The organism is Streptomyces sp. A2-16 (genome assembly GCF_018128905.1).
GTDB lineage: Bacteria > Actinomycetota > Actinomycetes > Streptomycetales > Streptomycetaceae > Streptomyces.
Map to the genome: position 1 here is coordinate 8,861,940 of NZ_CP063808.1, position 22,567 is coordinate 8,884,506.

Annotated in this window: 19 protein-coding genes; 10 read left to right on the forward strand and 9 right to left on the reverse strand. The window is 70.7% G+C overall.

Annotated features, from left to right (window positions below; translation table 11 throughout):
• Positions 1-239 precede the first annotated feature (239 nt).
• The 5 genes from IOD14_RS39690 to IOD14_RS39710 all read left to right on the forward strand — a co-directional run bounded on the left by IOD14_RS39690 (position 240) and on the right by IOD14_RS39710 (position 8,786).
• Positions 240-1,424, forward strand: coding sequence for an LCP family protein (locus IOD14_RS39690; protein WP_123989717.1), 1,185 nt, complete (start codon positions 240-242; stop codon positions 1,422-1,424).
• Positions 1,425-1,577: 153 nt separating this feature from the next.
• Positions 1,578-3,323: an LCP family protein gene (locus IOD14_RS39695; RefSeq protein ID WP_212672826.1), complete on the forward strand. Its 1,746-nt coding sequence runs from the start codon at positions 1,578-1,580 to the stop codon at positions 3,321-3,323.
• Positions 3,324-3,561: 238 nt separating this feature from the next.
• Positions 3,562-5,193, forward strand: coding sequence for an LCP family protein (locus IOD14_RS39700; RefSeq protein WP_212672827.1), 1,632 nt, complete (start codon positions 3,562-3,564; stop codon positions 5,191-5,193).
• A 159-nt stretch (positions 5,194-5,352) separates the two neighbouring features.
• Complete coding sequence (locus IOD14_RS39705; protein ID WP_123989719.1) at positions 5,353-7,083, forward strand: LCP family protein; 1,731 nt, start codon at positions 5,353-5,355, stop codon at positions 7,081-7,083.
• A gap of 161 nt (positions 7,084-7,244) precedes the next feature.
• Entirely contained in the window at positions 7,245-8,786 is a 1,542-nt protein-coding gene (locus IOD14_RS39710) for an LCP family protein (protein ID WP_212672828.1), read from the forward strand.
• 6 nt (positions 8,787-8,792) lie between these two features.
• On the opposite strand, the gene IOD14_RS39715 is transcribed toward IOD14_RS39710, so the two are convergent.
• Positions 8,793-9,821, reverse strand: coding sequence for a glycosyltransferase family 2 protein (locus IOD14_RS39715; protein WP_212672829.1), 1,029 nt, complete (start codon positions 9,819-9,821; stop codon positions 8,793-8,795).
• Positions 9,822-9,953: 132 nt separating this feature from the next.
• On the opposite strand from IOD14_RS39715, the gene IOD14_RS39720 reads away from it, so the two are divergent.
• Complete coding sequence (locus tag IOD14_RS39720) at positions 9,954-11,414, forward strand: LCP family protein (protein ID WP_123989722.1); 1,461 nt, start codon at positions 9,954-9,956, stop codon at positions 11,412-11,414.
• A 232-nt stretch (positions 11,415-11,646) separates the two neighbouring features.
• Here IOD14_RS39720 and IOD14_RS39725 read toward each other — a convergent pair whose 3' ends face one another.
• Positions 11,647-12,210 carry an acyl-CoA thioesterase gene (locus IOD14_RS39725; protein WP_123989723.1) on the reverse strand — a complete coding sequence of 188 codons (564 nt, stop codon included), beginning with the start codon at positions 12,208-12,210 and terminating at the stop codon, positions 11,647-11,649.
• Positions 12,211-12,328: 118 nt separating this feature from the next.
• Here IOD14_RS39725 and IOD14_RS39730 point away from each other — a divergent pair, with 118 nt between their 5' ends.
• Positions 12,329-13,639, forward strand: coding sequence for an LCP family protein (locus IOD14_RS39730; protein ID WP_123989724.1), 1,311 nt, complete (start codon positions 12,329-12,331; stop codon positions 13,637-13,639).
• Between the two features lie 73 nt (positions 13,640-13,712).
• Here the strand turns inward: IOD14_RS39730 and IOD14_RS39735 are convergent, their stop codons facing one another.
• The 3 genes from IOD14_RS39735 to IOD14_RS39745 all read right to left on the reverse strand — a co-directional run bounded on the left by IOD14_RS39735 (position 13,713) and on the right by IOD14_RS39745 (position 16,313).
• Entirely contained in the window at positions 13,713-14,528 is an 816-nt protein-coding gene (locus tag IOD14_RS39735; protein WP_212672830.1) for a class I SAM-dependent methyltransferase, read from the reverse strand.
• Between the two features lie 68 nt (positions 14,529-14,596).
• Positions 14,597-14,959, reverse strand: coding sequence for a four-helix bundle copper-binding protein (locus tag IOD14_RS39740; protein WP_123989726.1), 363 nt, complete (start codon positions 14,957-14,959; stop codon positions 14,597-14,599).
• 196 nt (positions 14,960-15,155) lie between these two features.
• Positions 15,156-16,313 carry an acyl-CoA dehydrogenase gene (locus tag IOD14_RS39745; RefSeq protein WP_123989727.1) on the reverse strand — a complete coding sequence of 386 codons (1,158 nt, stop codon included), beginning with the start codon at positions 16,311-16,313 and terminating at the stop codon, positions 15,156-15,158.
• A 178-nt stretch (positions 16,314-16,491) separates the two neighbouring features.
• On the opposite strand from IOD14_RS39745, the gene IOD14_RS39750 reads away from it, so the two are divergent.
• A complete protein-coding gene (locus IOD14_RS39750; protein WP_123989728.1) occupies positions 16,492-17,835 on the forward strand; it encodes a UDP-glucose/GDP-mannose dehydrogenase family protein in 1,344 nt (447 codons plus the stop codon).
• Between the two features lie 191 nt (positions 17,836-18,026).
• Here IOD14_RS39750 and IOD14_RS39755 read toward each other — a convergent pair whose 3' ends face one another.
• Positions 18,027-18,530, reverse strand: coding sequence for a CGNR zinc finger domain-containing protein (locus IOD14_RS39755; protein ID WP_212672831.1), 504 nt, complete (start codon positions 18,528-18,530; stop codon positions 18,027-18,029).
• A gap of 117 nt (positions 18,531-18,647) precedes the next feature.
• Between IOD14_RS39755 and IOD14_RS39760 the strand changes: the two genes are divergently transcribed.
• Both IOD14_RS39760 and IOD14_RS39765 read left to right on the forward strand, forming a co-directional pair.
• Complete coding sequence (locus IOD14_RS39760) at positions 18,648-19,007, forward strand: VOC family protein (RefSeq protein ID WP_123989730.1); 360 nt, start codon at positions 18,648-18,650, stop codon at positions 19,005-19,007.
• A gap of 28 nt (positions 19,008-19,035) precedes the next feature.
• Positions 19,036-19,419 (forward strand): VOC family protein, encoded by a 384-nt coding sequence (locus tag IOD14_RS39765; protein WP_123989731.1) that lies wholly within the window; start codon positions 19,036-19,038, stop codon positions 19,417-19,419.
• Positions 19,420-19,620: 201 nt separating this feature from the next.
• Here IOD14_RS39765 and IOD14_RS39770 read toward each other — a convergent pair whose 3' ends face one another.
• The 3 genes from IOD14_RS39770 to purE form a co-directional block, all read right to left on the reverse strand.
• Positions 19,621-20,733, reverse strand: a complete 1,113-nt coding sequence (locus IOD14_RS39770; protein ID WP_123989732.1) for a dipeptidase — start codon at positions 20,731-20,733, stop codon at positions 19,621-19,623.
• Positions 20,734-20,884: 151 nt separating this feature from the next.
• On the reverse strand, positions 20,885-22,072 hold the full coding sequence (locus IOD14_RS39775; RefSeq protein ID WP_123989733.1) for a dipeptidase: 1,188 nt from the start codon (positions 22,070-22,072) through the stop codon (positions 20,885-20,887).
• Entirely contained in the window at positions 22,069-22,566 is a 498-nt protein-coding gene (purE, locus tag IOD14_RS39780) for a 5-(carboxyamino)imidazole ribonucleotide mutase (RefSeq protein WP_123992682.1), read from the reverse strand. The genes IOD14_RS39775 and purE overlap by 4 nt, the downstream gene beginning before the upstream one ends.
• Position 22,567: the final 1 nt, after the last annotated feature.

Below are 22,567 nucleotides of genomic sequence, written 5' to 3' on the forward strand. Positions count from 1 at the left end.
CTCGTTCGCGGTCGGCCACGCCCGCAGCCGCACCCTGATCTCACGGTCGGCCACGCCCGCAGCCGCACCCTGATCTCGTGGCTGGTCACGCCCCACGCGGCGCAGCCGCGCATCGACAGAGCTCCGCTCCGCCCGGCCGGAGCAGTCACCCGAGTGGAGCAGTACCGGCGCCCCTCGGGAACCGGTCCGCGTCATGGTCGTAGGAACAGATCCCTACGCCATGAGGGGTGGGCCGACCCGTGACCGACAGCGCTCACCCCCTCGGACCCGGCCTCGGGGCGTCGGCTCACGGTGAAGGGCTCGTACGGCGGCGTCGGCGGCGGTGGCTGCGCGGTGCCGGGCTCGGCGCCACCGTGCTCGTCCTCGTCGCCGCCGGTGCCGGATGGGCCGTCTACGCCAAGCTCGACGGGAACATCACGCCGGATGACGCGGCCGCCGCCGAGCTCGCCCGGTACGAGAGCGAGCGGCCGACCTCGCTCGTCAAGGACGCACAGAACATACTGCTGATCGGGTCGGACTCGCGGTCGGGGGACGGCAACGCGCGCTACGGGCGGGACTCCGGGACCGAACGGTCGGACACCACGATCCTGTTGCACCTGGCCGCCGGGCGGCGCACCGCGACCGCCGTGTCGCTGCCGCGGGACCTGATGGTGGACATACCGGCCTGCCGGGGCCCGGACGGGAGCCGCGGCCGGCCCGTGTTCGCGATGTTCAACCACGCCTTCCAGAAGGGCGGTTCGGCCTGCACGATCCGGACCGTCGAGAAACTCACGAACATTCGCGTGGATCATCACATGGTCGTCGACTTCCACGGGTTCAAGGACATGGTGGACGCCGTCGACGGAGTGACCGTCTGCCTCGACGAACCGATCGACGACAAGGCCGCCAAGCTGCGGCTTCCGGCGGGGCGGGTGACGTTGAACGGCGAGCAGGCGCTCGGTTATGTGCGGGCCCGCAAGTCCCTCGGCGACGGCAGCGACACCGACCGGATGGACCGTCAGCAGCGCTTTCTCGGAGCCCTCGTCAACAAGGTGCAGAGCAATGACGTACTGCTGAATCCGGTGAAGCTCTATCCCGTGCTGGACGCGGCGACTTCCTCGCTCACCACCGATCCCGGTCTGGCGAGTCTGCGCGGGCTCTACGAACTCGTGCGCGGGCTGCGGCACATCCCCACCGGGCATGTGCAATTCCTTACCGTGCCGCGGGAGCCGTACGTCCACGACCGCAATCGTGATCAACTCGCGGAACCCGAGGCCCGGCGGCTTTTCGAACGGTTGCGCAAGGATGCGCCGGTGAAGGTGACGGAGAAAGCCCCGAGGGTTTCAGAACATTCGCATGACGAAGAACCCTATGAAGAAACTGAGAACGGCGGCGGGACGCCCACCTTCCGCGGCAACACGGCCGCCGAGGACACCTGCGGGTAAAGCGTTTACCAAGGCGGGGAAGCGGTGTCCGAGCAAATGGGCGGATTGCCCGGTTGTAGGGACGTGGAATTTGTCACCGTCGTAACCTGTCGGCGAATCGGGCGGCTAGTGTGAGCGCTCCGGTGCATCCGGCCGACGGAGGATTCAGCAACCGTGGACGCACAAGGCCGTGGGCGGGCGGGCGACATCGACCCCGCAGACCAGTGGGTACTCAACCCGCACACCGGTGAATACGAACTGCGACTGACCCCTTCCGCACCGCAGTCAGGTGTTCCCGGTCCCCGTGGATCCATGCCCTCCCCGAGCAGGGCGGGCGTGCCCGCCGGTCGTACGACCACCCCCGTGGCGCCCGGCCGTGACGTGCCGCCGCCGCGCAGGCGGCGGGGTGCCCCGCCCGAGGAACCGCTGCCGGGCCGGCGGGGACGCCGGCCGGTCAAGAAGAAGTCGACGGCGAAGAAGGCCCTGCTGTGGACCGGCGGCACGATGGCGTTCGTGCTGATCGCGGCCGCGGGCGGCGGCTATCTCTACATCCGCCACCTCAACGGGAACATCACGTCCGTCTCCGACGACGGCGCGAGCACCGGTGGCTTCCAGACCGACAAGGCGATCAACATCCTGCTGATCGGCACCGACAAGCGCACCGGCGCGGGCAACGAGAGCTACGGCGACAAGAACAGCGTCGGCCACGCGGACACCACGATCCTGCTGCACGTCTCCAAGGACCGTACGAACGCGACCGCGCTGAGCATCCCGCGCGACCTGATCGTCGACATCCCCGACTGCCCGACCACCCAGGCGGACGGCAGCACCAAGGTCATCCCGGGCACGGACAACGTCCGCTTCAACACGAGCCTGGGCCAGGACGAACGCACGCCCAGCTGTACCGTGCGGACCGTCACGGAACTCACCGGCATCCAGGCCGACAACTTCATGGTGGCCGACTTCAACGCGGTCAAGACGCTGACCACGGCGGTCGGCGGGGTCGAGGTCTGTCTCGGCAAGGACATCGACGACGAGGACTCCAAGCTCAAGCTGTCGAAGGGCACGCACACCATCTCGGGCGAGCAGGCCCTCGCGTTCGTGCGCACCCGGCACTCGGTCGGCTTCGGCGGTGACCTGAGCCGGATCGGGCTCCAGCAGCAGTTCCTGAGCGCGCTGATGCGCAAGCTGAAGTCGAACGACACGCTCACCGATCCGACGAAGATGATCAAGCTGGCGGAGGCGGGCACCAAGGCGCTGACCGTCGACTCGCAGCTCGACAGCATCTCCAAGCTGAAGGACCTCGGTCTGGAGCTGGGCAAGCTGAACGTGAAGAACCTGACCTTCACCACCGTGCCGGTCGTCGACAACCCGGCGGAGAAGGTGAAGGCGACGGTCGTCCTCAACGACGCCACGGCCCCCACGGTCTTCGACATGATCAAGAACGACGTGTCCTTCACCGAGGTCAAGAAGAAGGCGAGCGCGTCCAAGAGCGCCGAGGCTGCGAAGGAGGCGGCCCGGCTCAAGGGCACCAAGTCCGCCGCGTCCGAGGTGCGGGTGCGCATCCTCAACGGCGGTGCGGCGGCGGGCAGCGCGCAGGCCGAGCTGGAGTACCTGCAGAACGAAGAGGGCGTGCTGAAGTCGGAGAACGCGGGCAACGCGGGCACCTCGCTCGCGAGGACGACCCTGGAGTACGCCCCGGACCAGGCCGACCAGGCGCGCCGGCTCGCGGCCATCCTGGGCCTGTCCGGAGCGCAGCTGAAGCCCGGCAAGAGCGTCACCAACTCCCAGGGCCTGCCCACGATGACGCTGACTCTGGGCAAGGACTTCAAGGGCGCCGGCGTCTCCTTCACCACGGCGACGAAGGCCCCCGAGGGAGTGCAGCAGTCCACGGCCGACAAGGTCGAGTGCGCCAAGTGAGGTGACCTGAGAGGCCGGTCGCGCGTCGGGGCGGGCGGGTGCCGAAGCGTCCGCCGCGGGCGAGCGCGCGGTGTCCGAGCGGTCCCGGCAGGGGCCGTCGGGCGTTCGTTTCGGGCGGGGCGGCGCAGGTGGGAGCGTGTTCGCCGGTTCCGCGGTGACCTCAGGGGCCTGTAATGCGTCTAAGAGGACGCACGACAGGTCTTTTCGTTGGTTCGGCGTGAGGGTGGGGAGACAGGGGATGGCGCACAGTGGTGTGCACGAGGAGGGGACGCGGCCGGTTTCCCGGCCCGCTCCAGGGCCGCGGGAAGCCGACGGGGGCGGCGGGAGCGGGGGCACAGGGGACGGCGGCGGGCGGCACGGGCGGCGGCGCGGCAAGCGCAAGCACCGGGTGCTGAGATGGGGGGCGACCACGCTCGCCGTGCTGATACTCGGCACGGCCGGCGCCGGATACCTCTACTACCAGCATCTCAACGGCAACATCCGCAAGGGCGAGCGCAGCAGCGGTGACTCCAAGGCGCACAGGACCGAGGCCAACGCGGCCGGGCAGACGCCGTTGAACATCCTGCTGATCGGCTCGGACAGCCGTAACTCCGACGAGAACGTGAAGCTCGGCGGCAGCCGGGACAACCGCGGCGACCCGCCGCGAGGCGACGTGCAGATGCTCATCCACCTTTCCGCGGACCGCAAGAGCGCCGCCATGGTGAGCATCCCGCGCGACACCCGGGTCGACATCCCCAGGTGCACGGACCCGGACACCGGCAAGACCTTTCCGGCGACCACCGACATCATCAACGCCTCCCTGGCCCGCGGCGGCGCCGGCTGCACGCTCGCGACCTGGCAGAACCTCACCGGCGTCTACATCGACCACTGGATGACGATCGACTTCGCGGGCGTGGTGCGGATGGCGGACGCCATCGGCGGGGTCAACGTCTGTGTGAAGCAGAACGTGTGGGACCGCCCCACGGCCGCGGTGCCCGGCGGCTCCGGGCTGAAGATGCGGGCGGGAACGCACAAGGTCCAGGGCAAGGAGGCCCTGCAGTGGCTGCGCACCCGGCACGCCTGGGGCAGCGACCTGATGCGGGCCAGGGCCCAGCACATGTACCTGAACTCGATGATGCGCACGCTGAAGGGGCAGAACGTCTTCACGGACACCCCGCGGCTGATGGGTCTCGCCGAGGCGGCCACCAAGTCCCTCCAGGTCTCCGAGGAGATCGGCTCGGTCAAGAAGCTCTACGACCTGGGCATGCAGCTCAAGTCGGTGCCGACGGACCGCATCACCTCGGTGACGATGCCGAACGTGCAGGATCAGCAGAACCGCGATCACGTGGTGCCCGACGGCGCGAACGCCGACAAGCTGTGGGAGATGCTCCGCGACGACGTGGCCCTCGACAAGAACGGCAAGGCGTCCTCGGGCGGGAAGAAGAAGGCCCAGCCCACGAAGGCCCCTTCCGCACCGGACCGCGAGATCGGCGTCCTCGTGCAGAACGCGACGGCGACCTCCACGCTCGGCCCGGTGAGCGGACGGGCGGGCACGCTCGCCCAGGAGCTCGTGCAAAAAGGTTTCTCGCAGGCGTCCAAGGACGCCACGGCGGGGCTCTCCGAGGACCGGACCGTCGTGCGCTACCCGAGCGCGGACCTGGAGGGCGACGCCCAGCGCATCGCCAAGTCCCTGGGAATCCCCATGAGTTCGGTGAAGAAGTCGACCGACGTCTCCGGGGTCACCCTCGTCGTGGGCGCCGACTGGCGCGAGGGGACGACCTATCCGAAGCGCCCCGAGGCCAAGGCCGGTGACATGCCGGGCAACGTGGACGCCATCAACGGTTCGGACACCGGGCAGTGCATGGAGGTCTACTGGGTCTACCGCTGGTAGTCGAACGGAACGGGCGGGGGCCGAACGGAGCGGGCCGGGCGTACGTACATACTTACAGGATCGGAGCAGGAACAACTCACGTCGCTCAAGGCCCAACCGGGCGGATAGTGTGAGCGATCCAGCGATCGCCGCGTGGCCCTGACGGAGGATTCGGACAACGTGGACGCACAAGGCCGTGGGCGGGCGGACGACGTCGACCCCGCAGACCAGTGGGTGCTCAATCCGAACACCGGCGAATACGAACTGCGACTGACCCCTTCCGCACCGCAGTCGGCCGTGCCCGGTCCGCGCAGACCCGCACCCGTACCGAGCAGGACGGGTGCGCCGAGCGCCCGTACGACCACGCCCGTGGCCCCCGGCCGGGACGTCCCGCCGCCGCGCAGACGGCGGGGCGCGCCGCCCGAGGAACCGCTGCCGGGGCGGCGCGGCCGGCGTCCGGTCAAGCAGAAGTCGAAGGCGAAGAAGGCCCTGCTGTGGACCGGCGGCACGATGGCGTTCGTCCTGGTCGCCGGTGCCACGACGGGCTACTTCTACCTCAAGCACCTGGAAGGCAACGTCGGCACGACCGATGTCGGGGACGCGGCCGCGAGCAACTTCAGCAAGGACGAGGCCTTCAACATCCTCATCATCGGCACCGACAAGCGCACCGGCGCGGGCAACGAGGGCTACGGCGACGCGGGCAGCGTCGGCCACGCGGACACCACGATCCTGCTGCACGTCGCCAAGGACCGTTCGAACGCGACCGCGCTCAGCATCCCGCGCGACCTGATCGTCGACATACCGGACTGCCAGACCAAGAAGGAGGACGGCTCCGAGACGGTCGTCGCCGGGCTGGACGGCGTCCGCTTCAACCGGAGCCTCGGTGAGGCCGGCCGGGACGCGGGCTGCACGATGCGCACCGTCGAGGCGGCCACCGGCATCAAGCCGCACCACTTCGTGATGGCCGACTTCAACGCGGTGAAGACCCTCACCACGGCGGTCGACGGGGTCGAGGTCTGTGTGGAGAAAGCTGTCGACGACAAGAAGTCGAAGCTCGTCCTGCCCGCGGGCAAGTCGACCGTGGAGGGCGAGCGGGCCCTCGCCTTCGTGCGCACCCGGCACGCCTTCGGCAACGAGGGCGACCTGGACCGGATCAAGGTGCAGCAGCAGTTCCTGGGCTCGCTGATGCGCAAGATGACCTCCGGCGACACCCTCACCAGCCCCACCAAACTGCTGAAGCTGGCGGAGGCCGCGACCAACGCGCTGACCGTGGACACGGCCATCGGCAAGGTCGGCACGCTCAAGGACATCGCGCTGGAGCTGAAGAAGGTGCCCACGAAGAACATCAGCTTCATGACGATCCCGGTGGTCGACAACCCCGCCGAGAAGATCAAGGCGACGGTGGTGGTCGACGAGGCGAAGGCCCCCGCGATCTTCGAGGCGATCCGGACCGACGTCTCCTTCACCGAGGTCAAGGCCCAGCAGAAGAAGGAGAAGGCCGAGGTCGCGGCCCGGCTCAAGGGCACCAAGTCCGCCGCGTCCGACGTACGGGTGCGCATCCTCAACGGCGGCGCGGCCGCGGGCAGTGCCCAGCAGCAGCTCGCCTACCTCCAGACCGAGGCGGGTGTGCTGAAGTCCGACAACGGGGGCAACGCCGAGGCGACGCTGGCGAAGACGACCCTGGAGTACGACCCCGACCAGGCCGACCAGGCCCGCCGGCTCGCGGACATCATGGGCCTGTCCGGCTCGGCTCTGAAGCCCGGCAAGAGCGTCACCAACGCCCAGGGCCTGCCGGCCATGACCCTGACCCTGGGCAAGGACTTCAAGGGCGCGGGTGTGAAGCTCAGTTCGTCCACGGCCGCTCCGAACGTGGACAAGTCCACCGCCGACAAGCCGCAGTGCGCGAGCTGAGGTCCACGGGGGACCGCGAGCCGGTCCCCAGGTCCGGCACAGGTTCGTAGGGCAACCTCACGGGCCCGTCGTATGTCTAAGACGTGCGGCGGGCCCGTGGCATGGCTGCGGGTCCGGTGGGGTGGGTGGGGAGGACAGGAACGTTGACAACGCAATACAGCGTGCAGGAAGTCGCTCCGGAGACAGAGGCGGACGGCGGACCCGGCAGTCGGAGGGCGCCGCGCAAGCACCGGGTGCTCAGATGGTCCGCGGCCACACTGTCGGTGCTGATACTCGCGGTGGCCGGGACCGGCTACCTCTACTACCGGCACCTGAACTCCAACATCGAGCAGGACGACCTGAACCTGGGCGACAACAAGGTCGCCGAGCCGACGCCGAACGCGGCGGGCCAGACCCCGCTGAACATCCTGCTGATCGGGTCCGACGCCCGCGACAGCAAGGAGAACCAGGAACTCGGCGGCGCCAGGGAGACCTTCGGCTCCACCCCGCTCGCGGATGTGCAGATGCTGCTGCACCTGTCCGCCGACCGCACCAACCTCTCGGTCGTCAGCATGCCCCGCGACACCCTCGTGAAGATCCCCAAGTGCACCGATCCGGACGACGGCAAGGTGTACGCGGCGAGCAACGGGCGGGCGATGACCAACCAGAGCCTCGGCCACGGCGGCCCGGGCTGCACGGTGGCCACCTGGCAGGAGCTCACCGGCATCCACATCGACCACTTCATGATGGTCGACTTCTCGGGCGTGGTGTCGATGGCCGACGCCATCGGCGGTGTCCCGGTCTGCGTGGACGCCAACATCCTGTCGCGGGACAGCCAGGGGCACGGCTCCGGCCTGAAGCTCGAGGAGGGCACCACCTCCGTCAAGGGCAAGCAGGCCCTGCAGTGGCTGCGCACCCGCTACGGCTTCGAGGACGGCAGCGACCTCGCCCGCGCCAAGGCCCAGCACATGTACATGAACTCGATGGTCCGCGAGCTGCGTGCCAACGCCACCCTGAGCAGCCCCAACAAGCTGCGCAAGCTCGCCGAGCAGGCCACGAGGGCCATCACGGTCGACTCGGGGCTCGGCACCGTGAAGGAGCTCTACGACCTCAGCAACGAACTGCGCAAGGTCGAGCCGGAGCGCATCACGATGACGACCATGCCGAACCGATACGTCGGCGCGCGCGTGGAGCCCACCGAGGACGCCGAGCAGCTGTTCCGGCTGGTGCGCGAGGACATCGCGCTGGACGGCAAGGACGCGAAGAAGGCGACCGCCGAGAAGGCGGAGGAGTCCTCCACCGACCCGGCCGCCGCCAAGGACGAGATCGGGGTCCTGGTCCAGAACGGCACCCGCACCAGCGCCCTGGCCGCGGCGAGCGGCCGCGCGAGCACGGTGGCCGGACTGCTGGCGGAGAAGGGCTACGACAAGGCGGTCTCCGACCGGACGGGGTCCCTGACCGAGGCGAAGACGCTTGTGCGCTACCCGAGCGCCGAGTTGGAGGGTGATGCCCAGGCGGTCGCCAAGTCCCTGGGCATTCCGCTGAGTTCGGTGAAGAAGTCGACCGATGTCTCCGGGGTCACGCTCGTCGTGGGAGCGGACTGGCGCGAGGGTACGACGTACAGGGCGGCCAAGAAGGACGACACCACCCCGAAGACGGCTGAGGCCCTCAACGGGGCGGACGAGTCGGCCTGCATGCACGTCAACCCGGGGTTCACCTGGTGATGCGACTCACGCCTCGTTCAGCACCGCGGGCCGGCGCGAGGCGATGACCCGCTTCGCGAGGGAGCGCGGGCTGGTCAGAAAGCCGTAGCCCCACGACATGTGCATGGTGGCGAGGGCGACGGGGATCTGGAGGCGGGCCTTCAGCGGGAGGCCCTTGCCGGCCGGCAGCGAGCCCAGCACGATCGCCGCGAGGTAGCCGCCGGGGATCACGAAGCCGAGCGGGGTCAGCGCGGCGCCCACCACGATCCCGGCCGCGATCGCGCACACGGCGGTCGGCGGGGCGAGGTAGCGCAGGTTGATGGAGCCCTCGTGGTAGCGGGCGACGACGTGCCGCCAGCGGCCGTAGTCCTTGTACTGCTTGGCGAGGGCCTTCACGCTCGGCCTCGGGCGGTACGACACCCTGAGCTCGGGCGAGAACCAGATGAGCCCGCCCGCCTCGCGGATCCGGAAGTTGAGCTCCCAGTCCTGGGCGCGGATGAACTCCTCGTTGTAGCCGCCCTGTTGCTCCAGCGCCTCGCGCCGGAAGACACCGAGGTAGACCGTCTCGGCCTGCTGGGCCTCGCCGCCGGTGTGGAAGGCCGCGTTGCCCACACCGATCTTCGAGGTCATGGCGGCGGCGACCGCGTGCTCCCAGTCGTTCTCGCCCTCGGCGTGCATGATGCCGCCGACGTTCTGCGCGCCGGTCTCCTCCAGGAGCCGTACGGCGGTGGCGATGTAGTTCGGCGAGAGCATGCCGTGCCCGTCGACGCGGACGACGATCGGGTGGCGGGAGGCCTTGATCGCGGCGTTGAGGGCGGCGGGGGTGCGGCCGGTGGGGTTCGGGACGGTGTGGACGCGGGAGTCCTCGGCCACGAGCCGGGCCGCGATCTCGTCCGTGCGGTCCGTGGAGGGACCGAGGGCGATCACGACCTCCATCTCACCGGCGTACTCCTGCGCGAGGATCGCTTGGACGGCTCCGCGCAGATGCCGCTCCTCGTTGAGGACGGGCATGATCACAGATACGGCGGGGAGCCGCACATCGGGCTTGGCGTTCATAGGGGGCTCACGTTACCGCGAACGGGGGACACCGATGCGCCCCGCCCGGGGCGGTGCCGGTCGTCGCAGATCGTATGGGCCTACGGTGCTCAGGATCCCTCGTTCGGCTGTTCCTCGCGGAGGTGTCCCCCCATGCCCGCCACACCGCCCCGCCCCTCCGCCACCCGTCCCCGCCCGCCGCAGCGCCGGCCCGCCCGGCCACCCGTACGACGGAAACGGCCCCGCTGGGCCATGCGGGCGGCGACCACGCTGTCCGTCGTCGTGCTGGCCTCCGCCGGGATCGGCCACGCGGTGATGACCAGCCTCGACGCGGACATCGCACGCGTGGACCCCTTCAAGGACATGAAGAACCGGCCGCGCGCCGGGCACGGCATGAACGTGCTGCTGGTCGGCACCGACGGGCGCGACAGGATCACCGAGGCCGAACGGCAGAAGTACCGGCTGGGCGGGGCGCCCTGCCACTGCACCGACACGATCATGATCGTGCACATCTCGGAGGACCGGGAACGGGCGAGCGTGGTGAGCCTGCCGCGGGACTCGTACGCGATGACGCCGGCGCATGTCGACGGGACCACGGGGGAACGGCACCACGGGCACCCCATCAAGCTCAACGCGGCCTACGCGGAGGGCGGCCCGCAGCTGACCGTGCGGACCGTGGAGAGCATGACCCATGTGAAGGTCGACCACTATCTGGAGGTCGACTTCACCAGCTTCATGAAGACGGTGGACGTGCTCGGCGGGGTCGAGATCTGCAACGCCGACCCGCTGAAGGACGCGTACACCGGCCTCGACCTGGCGGCGGGCCGGCACCGGCTGATGGGCGGGCAGGCCCTCCAGTACGTCCGCTCCCGGCACGCCGACGGCTCCTCCGACCTCGGCCGGATGAAGCGGCAGCAGCGGTTCCTCGCGGCGCTGATCGAGCGGGCGACGTCGTCCGGGATCCTGCTGAACCCGATGAAGTTCCGCGACGTGACCCGGGCCGTGCTCGGCTCCGTGCGCGCCGACAAGGGCTTCGGCACGGACGAGCTGCTCGACCTGGGCCGGGCGATGCGGAACTTCTCCCCCTCCTCGTCGGAGTTCACGACCGTGCCGATCGGGCAGATGGGATACGCCGTCAAGGGCGTGGGGTCGACCCTGAAGTGGGACCCGGTGAAGTCGGCGCGGCTGTTCAAGTCGCTGCGCGAGGACCAGCCGCTGGCCGCGTACAAGCCGCGCAGCAAGGCGCTCCTCGTCCCCGTGGCCCCGCAGCAGATCCGCGTCCAGGTCGAGAACGGCACGGCGACCGGCGGCCTCGGCAAGCGGGTCGACGCGGCGCTGGCGTCGACGGGCTTCCGCACGACGGGGAACCCGGTGAACTCCGCCGACCACACCGTCAAGCGCACGGTCGTCGCCTACGACCCCCGCTGGGACCGCTCGGCCCGCTCCCTGTCGGCGGCCCTGCCCGGCAGCGAGCTGCGGGCGGTGAAGGGCCAGGGGGCGGTGCTGAAGGTGATCGCGGGCACGGACTTCGAACGCGTACGGAAGGTCCGCGCCGAGGACGAGCTCCAGGGGGAGTTCGGAGTGGTGACGGGGGACGAGGTCGGCTGCGCGTAGGCGAGGAGCCGGAGTCCGGGTCCGCCGCGGCAGCGGGCACGCGCCCGCCCGGAGGCCGCGGCCCGGCGCGCGGAGATCGAGGGACCCTCGTCGTGCCCGGTACGGCGTCGGGGGTGGGTGCGCGGGCCGGGACGACGGTGCTGGTGCGGGAATGCGCCCGCATGCACCGACCGCGCCCGTGCGGAGCGGAGGACCGGCGCCGGAGGCGGTGGGGAGGAGGGGCGGCGACCTGTCAGTCCTCGAAGCCCTCCGCTGCTCGCTTCTCGCGCAGTTCCATGATCGCCCGGCGGCGTGCCAGGCGGTGGGTGCGGCGGATCTGGGCCTCCTGGTAGCGGCGCTTGTCGCGTTCCGTCTCCGGGAGCACCGGCGGGACCCGGCGCGGCCTGCCCCCGGCGTCGACCGCGGCGAAGACGAGGTAGGCGGAGCCGACCTGGGTGGCGGGCGTGGACTCGTTCCAGCGCTCGGCCAGAACCCGCACCCCGACCTCCATCGAGGTCCGGCCGGTCCAGTTGACCTGGGCCTTCACATGGACGAGGTCACCGACCCTGACCGGCTCCAGGAACGCCATCTCGTCCATGGAGGCGGTGACCGCGGGCCCGCCGCTGTGCCGCCCGGCCACTGCGCCCGCCGCGTCGTCCACAAGCTTCATGATCACGCCGCCGTGCACGGTACCGAGGAGGTTGGTGTCGGCCTGGGTCATGATGTGGCTCAGCGTGGTGCGGGACGCCGAGGTGGGCTTGCCCGGGATCTCCGGAGTCCCCGGTTCGGCGGGGGTGGCGGTGGCCTGGTCTGTCATGCCCCCACCCTATGCCGTGATGACAATCCGGGAATTTGTGTCAGCTTGGCAACAGCGCTGCCCTGATTTTCCGACGACCCTTGTATAGGGCACAGCAGGTACCGGCACACTGGGGCGCATGAACGATTGGCCCGAGGGATGGTCCGGCGACAACCGCGGAGACCGGTACGGACGCGGCAGCGCGAGCGCACAGCCCGAGAGCGCCCGCGTGATGCGGCAGGTCCGCCGCGGTCAGGCGGCGCCCGGGCAGGGCGCGTACGGCCGCCAGGGCCCGTCCGCGCCGCCGTACGGCAACGGCGTACCGCAGCAGCAGCCGTCGTACGTCGACGGCCAGGGCTACGGCGGTGACTACGACAGCGGCTACAACACCGGTCAGGTCTACGGCAGCCCCGGCGGCGGTGGCTACGACGGCCCCGGCGACCCGGCCGGCGGCCGGGGTCCGCGGCCCGCGCCGAACTGGCGCAAGCGGATCAAGTGGACCGCGATCGTCGTGATCACCGGGCTGATCGTGACGACCGTCTCCACCTACTTCTGGGCCGACTCCAAGCTCAACCGCGAGGTCGACCTGTCCAAGGTCATCGACCGGCCGGAGCAGGGCGACGGCACCAACTACCTGATCGTCGGCTCGGACAGCCGCGCCGGGCTCTCCTCGGAGCAGAAGAAGCAGCTGCACACCGGCTCCGCCGAGGGCAAGCGCACCGACTCGATGATGATCCTGCACACCGGCAGCAACGGCGACACGCTGATCTCGCTGCCGCGTGACTCGGACGTGGAGATCCCGACCTTCGTGGGCTCCGAGTCCGGCAAGACGTACAAGGGCACGGGCCGGCACGTGAAGCTGAACGCCGCGTACGCCGAGGACGGGCCCGAGCTGCTGGTGCGCACGGTGGAGTTCAACACCGGGCTGCGCATCGACCACTACGTCGAGATCGGCTTCGCGGGCTTCGCGAGCATCGTGGACGCGGTCGGCGGGGTCGAGATCGACATCGACAAGGGCTTCAAGGACAAGTACTCCGGCGCCGACTTCAAGGCGGGCAAGCAGAAGCTGAACGGCGACCAGGCGCTCGCCTTCGTCCGCACCCGGCACGCGTTCGCCGCGTCCGACCTGCAGCGCACCAAGAACCAGCAGAAGTTCCTCGCGGCCCTCGCCCACCAGGTGGCCACCCCCGCCACGGTCCTGAACCCCTTCAAGCTCTACCCGACGCTCGGCGCGGGCCTGGACTCGCTCATCGTCGACAAGGACATGGGCCTGTACGACCTGGGGTCCATGTTCTTCGCGATGAAGGGCGTCAACGGCGGCGACGGCACCTCGCTGAACATGCCGATCTCCGGGTCCAGCGGAGGCAACCTCGTCTGGGACAAGGCGAAGGTGAAGCAGCTGGTGCAGGAGCTGAACAACGACGAGAAGGTCACGGTCACGGGCAACTGAGGGCGAGGAGTCACCGTGCGGGGCCGGTCCGGCGGGCCGGCCCTCTCGTCATGTCCGGCCTGCGCCCACCGCCCTACGCCCGCCGCCCGGAGCCGAGCAGCGCGGTGTACGGCAGCACCAACCGGCCTTCTCCGTCGGCGAACTCGGCCGCGAGACGGTCGTACTCCCGCCTGATCCGTACGACGGTCTCGGGGCTCTGCGAGGTGACGATCAGCCCGATGGTGCCGATGCCCGCGGCGGCCCCGCTCCACCACTCCTCGGCGCTGGGGCGGTGCTCCCAGACCACTTCCGCGCACCGGACGTCAGCGAGGCCGGCTTCCGCGAGCAGCGCCGCGAACCCCTCCGCCGTACGGCCGAAGTCCTCCTCGGGGGCGAGGCGGGGCAGGTGGTCGGGCGGTACCGCCCCCGCGGCCTCGCAGGCCCGTCCCAGCAGCTCCATGCCGCTCTGGCGGCCTCCGGCCCACACGGTCAGGGCCGTCGTGCCGCCCGGGCGCAGCACCCGCCGCAGCTCCGCCAGCGCGGTGCGGGGACGGCCGACGTGGTTGAGGACGAAGTTGCCCACGACGGCGTCGAACTCGGCGTCCGCGTAAGGAAGTTCGGGCAGTACGCCGATCCGGGCGTCGACCCCCGCGGTCCGGGCCGCCGCGACCATTCCGGCGTCGGCGTCCACCGCGCTCACCCGTGCCCCGCGCGCCCCCGCGGCCGAAGCCGCCGTACCGGTGCCGGTGCCTACGTCCAGGACGCGCGTTCCCGCCCCGACCCCGGCGGCATCCAGCAGGGTCTCCACGGGGTGGGCGCACAGCCGTGCGAAGCTGCCCGCGTACGCCTCGGTCCGCCCCGACCACATCGTCCGCTCGGTCGCGTCGAAGGTCTCCGTCGCATCAGTCATGGCGCCAGCCTGCCCAAGGCACGGTCGAGGGCACCCAGAAGGGTGCCCCCGACCACGGCCGGCCGGTGTCACATCGCCATGCCCGCCATCGCCCGACAGGTCTCCACGCAGCGGCGACACGCCTCGGCGCAGCGCATCAGCTGGGGATCGTCCGGCATGGACATACACGCCTCGGCGCACATCTCGCACGCCTTGGCGCACATCGCGCACATCTCCGCCGACATGGGCGAGCGGCGCATCATCATGTCCGCGCACATGCGAGTCATGTCGGCGCAGTCGATGAGCGCGCGCATGATCGGCATCTGCCCCTGGCCGCCCATCTGCATGCAGGAGCTCATGGTCTCCTCGCAGACGCTGTGGCACTCCATGCACGCCGCCACGCAGTCCTGCATCTCCTTGCTCATCGCGGACATGCTCTCGGCCTGGGTCATGGCTCCTCCTGGGGGACGCGGGAGCCCGGGGCGGGCCCCGTGTCCTTCCGTCCTACGCCCCTGCCCCGCCGGGCGCCATCGGGCGGACGCCAACAATCCACCCCGAAACACCCCACCCGCATCACGACAAAAGCCCCCGGAACACGTCCGGGGGCTCGGTCGTCGGCCGGTCGGACCGGCTACGGCAGGTTGCGCGCTACGGCAGGTTGCGCGCCATGACGATGCGCTGGACCTGGTTCGTGCCCTCGTAGATCTGCGTGATCTTGGCGTCGCGCATCATGCGCTCGACCGGGTAGTCACGGGTGTAGCCGTAGCCGCCGAGGAGCTGGACGGCGTCCGTGGTGACCTCCATCGCCACGTCCGAGGCGAAGCACTTGGCCGCCGCGCCCTGGAAGGTGAGGTCCTTGTCGCCGCGCTCGGAGGCGGCCGCGGCCTGGTAGGTCAGGGCGCGGGCGGCGGCGATCTTCATGGCCATGTCGGCGAGCATGAACTGGATGCCCTGGAAGTCGGCGATGGCCTTGCCGAACTGCTTGCGCTCCTGGACGTAGCCCTTGGCGTAGTCGAGGGCGCCCTGCGCGACACCGAGGGCCTGGGCCGCGATGGTGATGCGGGTGTGGTCCAGGGTCTTCATCGCGGTGGCGAAGCCGGTGCCCTCCTCGCCGATCATGCGGTCGGCGGGGATGCGGACGTTGTCGAGGTAGACCTCGCGGGTCGGGGAGCCCTTGATGCCGAGCTTCTTCTCCGGGGCGCCGAAGGAGACGCCCTCGTCGGACTTCTCGACGACGAACGCCGAAATGCCCTTGGAGCGCTTGGAGGGGTCCGTCACGGCCATCACCGTGTAGTACTCGGACTCGCCCGCGTTGGTGATCCAGCGCTTGACGCCGTTGAGGATCCAGTGGTCGCCGTCGCGGACCGCCTTGGTCTTCATGCCGGCCGCGTCGGAGCCCGCGTCGGGCTCGGAGAGGCAGTACGAGAACATGCCCTCGCCCTTGGCGAGCGGGGTCATGTACTTCTTCTTCAGCTCCTCGGAGCCGGAGAGGATCACCGGCAGGGAGCCCAGCTTGTTCACCGCGGGGATCAGGGAGGAGGAGACGCAGACGCGCGAGACCTCCTCGATCACGATCACCGTGGCGAGCGCGTCGGCGCCCGCGCCGCCGTACTCCTCGGGGACGTGCACGGCGTGCAGGTCGTTCGCCACCAGTGCGTCCAGCGCCTCGCGCGGGAAGCGGGCCTCCTCGTCGACCGCGGCGGCGTAGGGCGCGATCTTCGCCTCCGCCAGCGAACGGATGGCGTCCCGGAGCATGTCGTGCTCCTCGGACGGGCGGTACAGGTCGAAGTCAGCCGATCCGGCCAAGGTCTCTCACGCTCCAAGGACGCTGCATTGCCTGCGCTAATTACCGTTAAGTAACTCAAATTTTAGGGGTCCGCCCACGGGAGTGATACGTGAGCTTGGCGACAGCGGGAAAAATGCCCGCCAGACGCTCCGACTATGCTCGGGCGCGCACAGGCCCGTCCCCCCGTCTGGAGTCTCCATGGCCCTCAAGATCACCGTGATCGGCACCGGCTACCTCGGCGCGACACACGCCGCGGCCATGGCCGAGCTCGGGTTCGAGGTGCTGGGGCTCGACGTGGTGCCCGAGAAGATCGAGATGCTCCAGCGGGGCGAGGTCCCGATGTTCGAGCCGGGCCTGGAGGACCTGCTGCGCAAGCATGTCGCCGGGATCGAGGGCTCCACCGGCCGGCTCCGCTTCACCATGGACTTCGCCGAGGCGGGCGCCTTCGGTGACGTGCACTTCGTGTGTGTGAACACCCCTCAGCGGCACGGCGAGTACGCCTGCGACATGTCGTACGTCGACTCCGCGATCGCCTCGCTCGCCCCGCACCTGACCCGGCCCGCCCTCGTCGTCGGCAAGTCGACGGTGCCGGTCGGTTCCGCCGACCGGCTGGCCCGCTACCTGGCCGACCACTCCCCCGCGGGCGCGGACGCCGAGCTGGCCTGGAACCCGGAGTTCCTGCGCGAGGGGTTCGCGGTGAACGACACGCTGCACCCGGACCGGATCGTGGTCGGTGTGCGCAGCGAGCGCGCGGAGCAGCTGCTGCGCGAGGTGTACGCGACGCCGCTCGGCGAGGACACGCCGTTCGTGGTGACCGACTTCCCGACGGCCGAGCTGGTGAAGACCTCCGCGAACTCCTTCCTGGCGACCAAGATCTCCTTCATCAACGCGATGGCGGAGGTGTGCGAGGCCGCGGACGGCGATGTGGCCAAGCTGGCGGAGGCCATCGGCTACGACGACCGGATCGGGAAGAAGTTCCTGCGGGCCGGGATCGGCTTCGGCGGCGGCTGCCTGCCGAAGGACATCCGCGCCTTCATGGCCCGTGCGGGAGAGCTCGGTGCCGACCAGGCGCTGACCTTCCTGCGCGAGATCGACTCGATCAACATGCGCCAGCGCGGTCAGATGGTGGAGCTGGCCCGGCAGATACTGGGCGGCGGGCCGTTCCTCGGCAAGCGGGTCGCGGTGCTCGGCGCCACCTTCAAGCCCGACTCGGACGACGTCCGGGACTCGCCCGCACTGAACGTCGCCGGGCAGATCCACCTCCAGGGCGGTCAGGTCACGGTCTACGACCCGAAGGGCATGGACAACGCCCGCCGCCTCTTCCCCACCCTCGGCTACGCCGACACCGCGGTGGACGCGGTCCGGGGCGCCGACGTCGTGCTCCACCTCACGGAGTGGCGTGAGTTCCGCGAACTGGACCCGGCGGCCCTCGGCGAGGTGGCGGCGGCCAAGGTCGTCCTCGACGGCCGCAACGCCCTGGACCCGGCCCTGTGGCGCAAGGCGGGCTGGACGTACCGGGCGATGGGGCGGCCGACGGCCTGAGGACGGGCGGCTCCGGACGCAGGACGGCGTCCGCGCGGGCATGTCTCATGGGTGAACGCCGTTCCGGCCGAGGCTCAGTCGGCCGGAACGGCGTCCACGGCCATTCTCCACACCCCCGCCACATTTCGGGAACCGCTTTCCGAGGAGTTGGGGATGACACCCGTCACCCTGTCCTCTCACTCCCCGTCCTCTCACCCTCTGGCCCGGTACCGCCGCATCTTGGCGCGCGCCCCGCACACCTGCATCGAGCACCAGCGGCCCCGCCCCGCCGGACTCCGGTCGTAGTACGCCCAGTGGCAGTCCACGGCCTCGCAGGCCTTCAGGCGGCTCCACGTCCCCGCGACCAGTGACTCGGCGACGGCGGCGGCGACGCGGGAGAGCAGCGGCCCGGCGTCGGCGGGAGCGAGGGCGGCCGCGCCGTCGGCCTCGGCGACCGTGAGCAGCAGCGGCGCGCCCGCCAGCAGCTCCCCCAGCGGCGTCACCGCGCGGTGCGGCGGGTGTCCCGCGTGGGCCAGCAGAGCGACCCGCAGCGACTCCCGGAGCTCACGCGCCTGCGCCAGCTCCCCCTCGGCGATCCGGAACCGCGCCCGCCCCTCCGCCGAGTCCAGCGCGTCGGCGCCCGACTCCAGATCCACCGTGTTGACCAGGGACTCGACCAGGACCAGCCCCCCGGGCGCGGGCGATCTCTCACTCATGACTGCAGGCCACCTAGCTAGGGAATTCCCTTGCGACGTTACCCCCGATGCGGGAGCATGCGGTAACCGTTACTGGTTACTCGCCTCTACAGGTAACCGCGCTTCAAGGAGGAAGCCATGGCCGTAGCCGAGCTCGGAGCCGTCGTACTGGACTGTCCTGACCCCCGCGCGCTCGCCGGGTTCTACGCCGGTGTCCTCGGCGGGACCGTCGAGGGGGAGGGCGAATGGGTGGACCTGAAGACCCCGGCCGGACCGTCGCTGGCCTTCCAGGCCGCCCCCGGTTTCGTACCGCCGAAGTGGCCCTCGGCCGACGCCTCGCAGCAGTTCCACCTGGACCTGACCGTCCCGGACCTGGACGCCGCCGAGAAGGAGGTGCTGGCCCTCGGGGCGAAGCCGCTGGACACCGAGGACCGCTCCCGCACCTTCCGTGTGTACGCCGACCCGGCGGGGCACCCGTTCTGCCTCTGCGCCTGCTGAACCGCCCGCCGAACAGGAGGAAGCTCTCGTGACCGTCGCACGTTTCCGTTCCGTCGTGCTCGACTGCCCCGACCCCCGCGCGCTCGCCCGCTTCTACGCCGGCATCGTGGGCGGCACCCCGGAGGACGACGACCCCGACTGGGTCGTCCTGCGCGTCCCAGGCGGCCCCCGGCTGGCCTTCCAGAGCGCGCCGGGACTCACCCCGCCGGAGTGGCCGCGGGCGGATCGCAACTCCCAGCAGTTCCACCTGGACTTCGACGGCGGGTCCACATGGGAGGAGATCGACGCGGCCGAGGCCAGGGTGCTGGAGCTGGGCGCGCGGCTGCTGCACGCCGAGGACAAGGAGGACTTCCGGGTCTACGCGGACCCGGCCGGCCACCCCTTCTGCCTCTGCCGGATCGACCCGGTGTAGCGCCGGCCGTCATCCGCCGGTCCGGCGATCCGCCGAGGCGACCCGTGCCGGACCGGCCCTGAGCCCCGGGCGGCGGCGCCGGCCGGCCGCCCGGGCTCGCGCTCACGCGTGACCGGATCGATTCCGCACCGCGAAGATCGCCGGGCCGCCCGGCCGGGCCGTCCCACCCGCCACCGGATCGGTCCCGCACCGCGCCGTCCGCTAGCCGTCCAGCCCGGCGATCTTCGCGGTGGACGGCTCGCGTCGCTGCTGTGCCGCTCTCGCGGTGAAGTCGGACTCGCGCAGCACCCGCTGGACGTTGCCCCAGGTCAGCAGCGCGAGGTCGGCCTCGTCCCAGTCACGGCGCAGGAGTTCGGCGACGAGGTGCGGGTAGCAGGAGGCGTCGCCGAGTTCCTGCGGGTGGGCGGTGCCGGCGTCGTAGGTGCCGGACAGACCCACGCACTCGGCGCCCGCGACCGCGCGCACATGGTCGAGATGGTCGGCGACGTCCCGGACCGTCGGGCCGGTCTGCTCGGCGGTCAGCGGCACCATGCACAGGCCCTTGGCGGCGCCCAGCTCGGCGAGCAGGTCGTCGGGCAGGTTCGCGGGGTGGGGGCGCAGGGCGCGGGCCGCGGAGCGGGTGAACAGCAGGGGCGCCTTGGACACCGCGAGGGCCCGCCGGATGGTGGCCTCGGAGGCACCGGAGAGGTCGGGGAGGACTCCCAGCCGGTTCATCTCGCGCAGCACCTCCTCGCCGAACCGGGTGAGCCCGGCCTCGCTCGCCCAGGACACCCCGGACAGCGTGAGGGCGCGCAGACCGAGAGCGTGCAGGGAGCGCAGGATGCCGAGCGAGTCGCCGAGGGCGGCGGCACCGGCGGGGCCGAGCAGGACGGCGGCGCGTCCGCAGTTGCGGGCGTCGGTGGTCTCCCCCGCGGTGCGGGCCAGGCGCAGCCCCTCGGGATGGTTCCGTACGACCGTCTTCACCAGGTCGAGCTGCTCCAGGGTGGCGCCGACGGCACGGTCCCCGTCGAGCCCCTCGGGCAGGTGCAGCGACCACATCAGGGCGCCCACGTGTCCCTCCCTGAGCCTCGGCACATCGGTGTCCACGGCGCTCTCGCCGAGCTCCAGGTCGAACCAGGGCAGGTGCCGCAGGGCCCAGGGCAGTCCGCTGTAACCGTCGGCGACGGGGTGGGCGGCGAGAATCGCGCGGGCGCGCTCCAGGGGCTCGGCGTCCGGGTCGGAGACGGGCGTGTACAGCTCCGGCACGGCGTCGAAGAGCTGGGGCAGCTCCTCGACGCCGGCCGGGGGGTGCAGTTCGTCCTGGAGATCTGCCATGACGGGCTCCGTACGTCGTGATCTTCCTGATCGCCGTACGGTCACCGTCGCACGGAGCGCGAGGGGCTTCCTGGTGGGCGGGGCGTTCGGGGGTACGGCCGTCCGGGCGCCGTGGGCCGCCCCGCCACCAGGTCGAAGGTGCCGCGGGAGCTCAGCCGTCGAGCTCGGAGAGGGTCGCGTTGGACGGCCCCCGCGTGGCCTGGAGGTCGCGTGCCACGTCCTCCGCCGCGCCCAGTACCCGCACCGCGTTCTGCCAGGTGAGCTTGGCGAGGTCGGTGCGCGACCAGCCGCGGTCCAGGAGCTCGGCGATGAGGTTCGGGTAGCCGGAGACGTCGTTCAGGCCGTCGGGGGTGAAGGCCGTGCCGTCGTAGTCGCCGCCGATGCCGAGGTGGTCCACGCCGGCCACCTCGCGCATGTGGTCCAGGTGGTCGGCGACCGTCGCGACCGTGGCGACGGGGCGCGGGGTGCGCTCCTCGAAGGCGCGGTGCACCTTCATCGCCTCGGGGGTCGTCGCGAGGTGGTGGAAGCCGTGCTCGCGCATGTTCTCGTCGGCCGCGGCCGTCCAGTCGACGGCGGCCTGGAGGACGAACTTCGGGACGAAGGTCACCATGGCCATGCCGCCGTTGGACGGCAGGCGTTCGAGGACGTCGTCCGGGATGTTGCGCGGGTGGTCGCACACGGCGCGCGAGGAGGAGTGCGAGAAGATCACCGGCGCCTCGCTCGCGTCCAGCGCGTCCCGCATGGTCGTCGCCGCCACGTGCGAGAGGTCCACGAGCATGCCCTCGCGGTTCATCTCCCGGACCACCGCGCGGCCGAAGGCCGAGAGCCCTCCGACGCCGGGTTCGTCCGTCGCCGAGTCCGCCCAGTCCACGTTGTCGTTGTGGGTGAGGGTCATGTAGCGCACGCCGAGCGCGTACAACGCGCGTAGCGTGGCAAGGGAGTTGGCGATCGAATGACCGCCTTCGGCCCCCATGAGCGAGGCGATGCGGCCCTGTGCGCGCGCCGCCTCCATGTCCGCGGCGGTGAGCGCGGCCCGCAGCTCCGCCGGGTACCGCGCGATCAACTGCCGTACGCAGTCGATCTGTTCCAGCGTCGCCGGCACCGCGTCGGGCAGGTCCGAGCGGACGTACACCGACCAGTACTGCGCGCCGACCCCGCCGGCCCTCAGGCGTGCCAGGTCGGTGTGCAGGTGGGCCGACTGGTCCGTGGCGATGTCACGGGCGTCGAGGTCGTAGCGGACCTGTTCGCGCAGCGCCCAGGGCAGGTCGTTGTGGCCGTCGACGACCGGAAACTCGCGCAGGAGTTCCCGGGCCGTCCCCAGCGTTCCCGCGGCCGTCACTTGCCGAAGCCGAAGCCGTTGGAGCCCTCGACCTTGGACCGCAGGCGCTTGCCCTTCTCGGTGGCCTGGTCGTTCAGTTCCTGCTGGAACTCCCGCATCCGGCCGAGGAGTTCCTCGTCGTGGGCGGCGAGGATGCGGGCCGCGAGCAGACCGGCGTTGCGGGCGCCGGCGACGGAGACGGTCGCGACCGGGACGCCGGCCGGCATCTGCACGATGGAGAGCAACGAGTCCATGCCGTCGAGGTACTTCAGCGGCACCGGGACGCCGATGACGGGGAGGGGGGTGACGGAGGCGAGCATGCCCGGGAGGTGGGCGGCTCCGCCGGCCCCCGCGATGATGACCTTCAGGCCGCGCTCGGCCGCCTGCTCGCCGTACGCGATCATCTCGCGCGGCATCCGGTGCGCGGAGACGACGTCGACCTCGTACTCGACCTCGAACTCGTCGAGGGCCTGCGCGGCGGCCTCCATGACGGGCCAGTCGGAGTCCGAACCCATG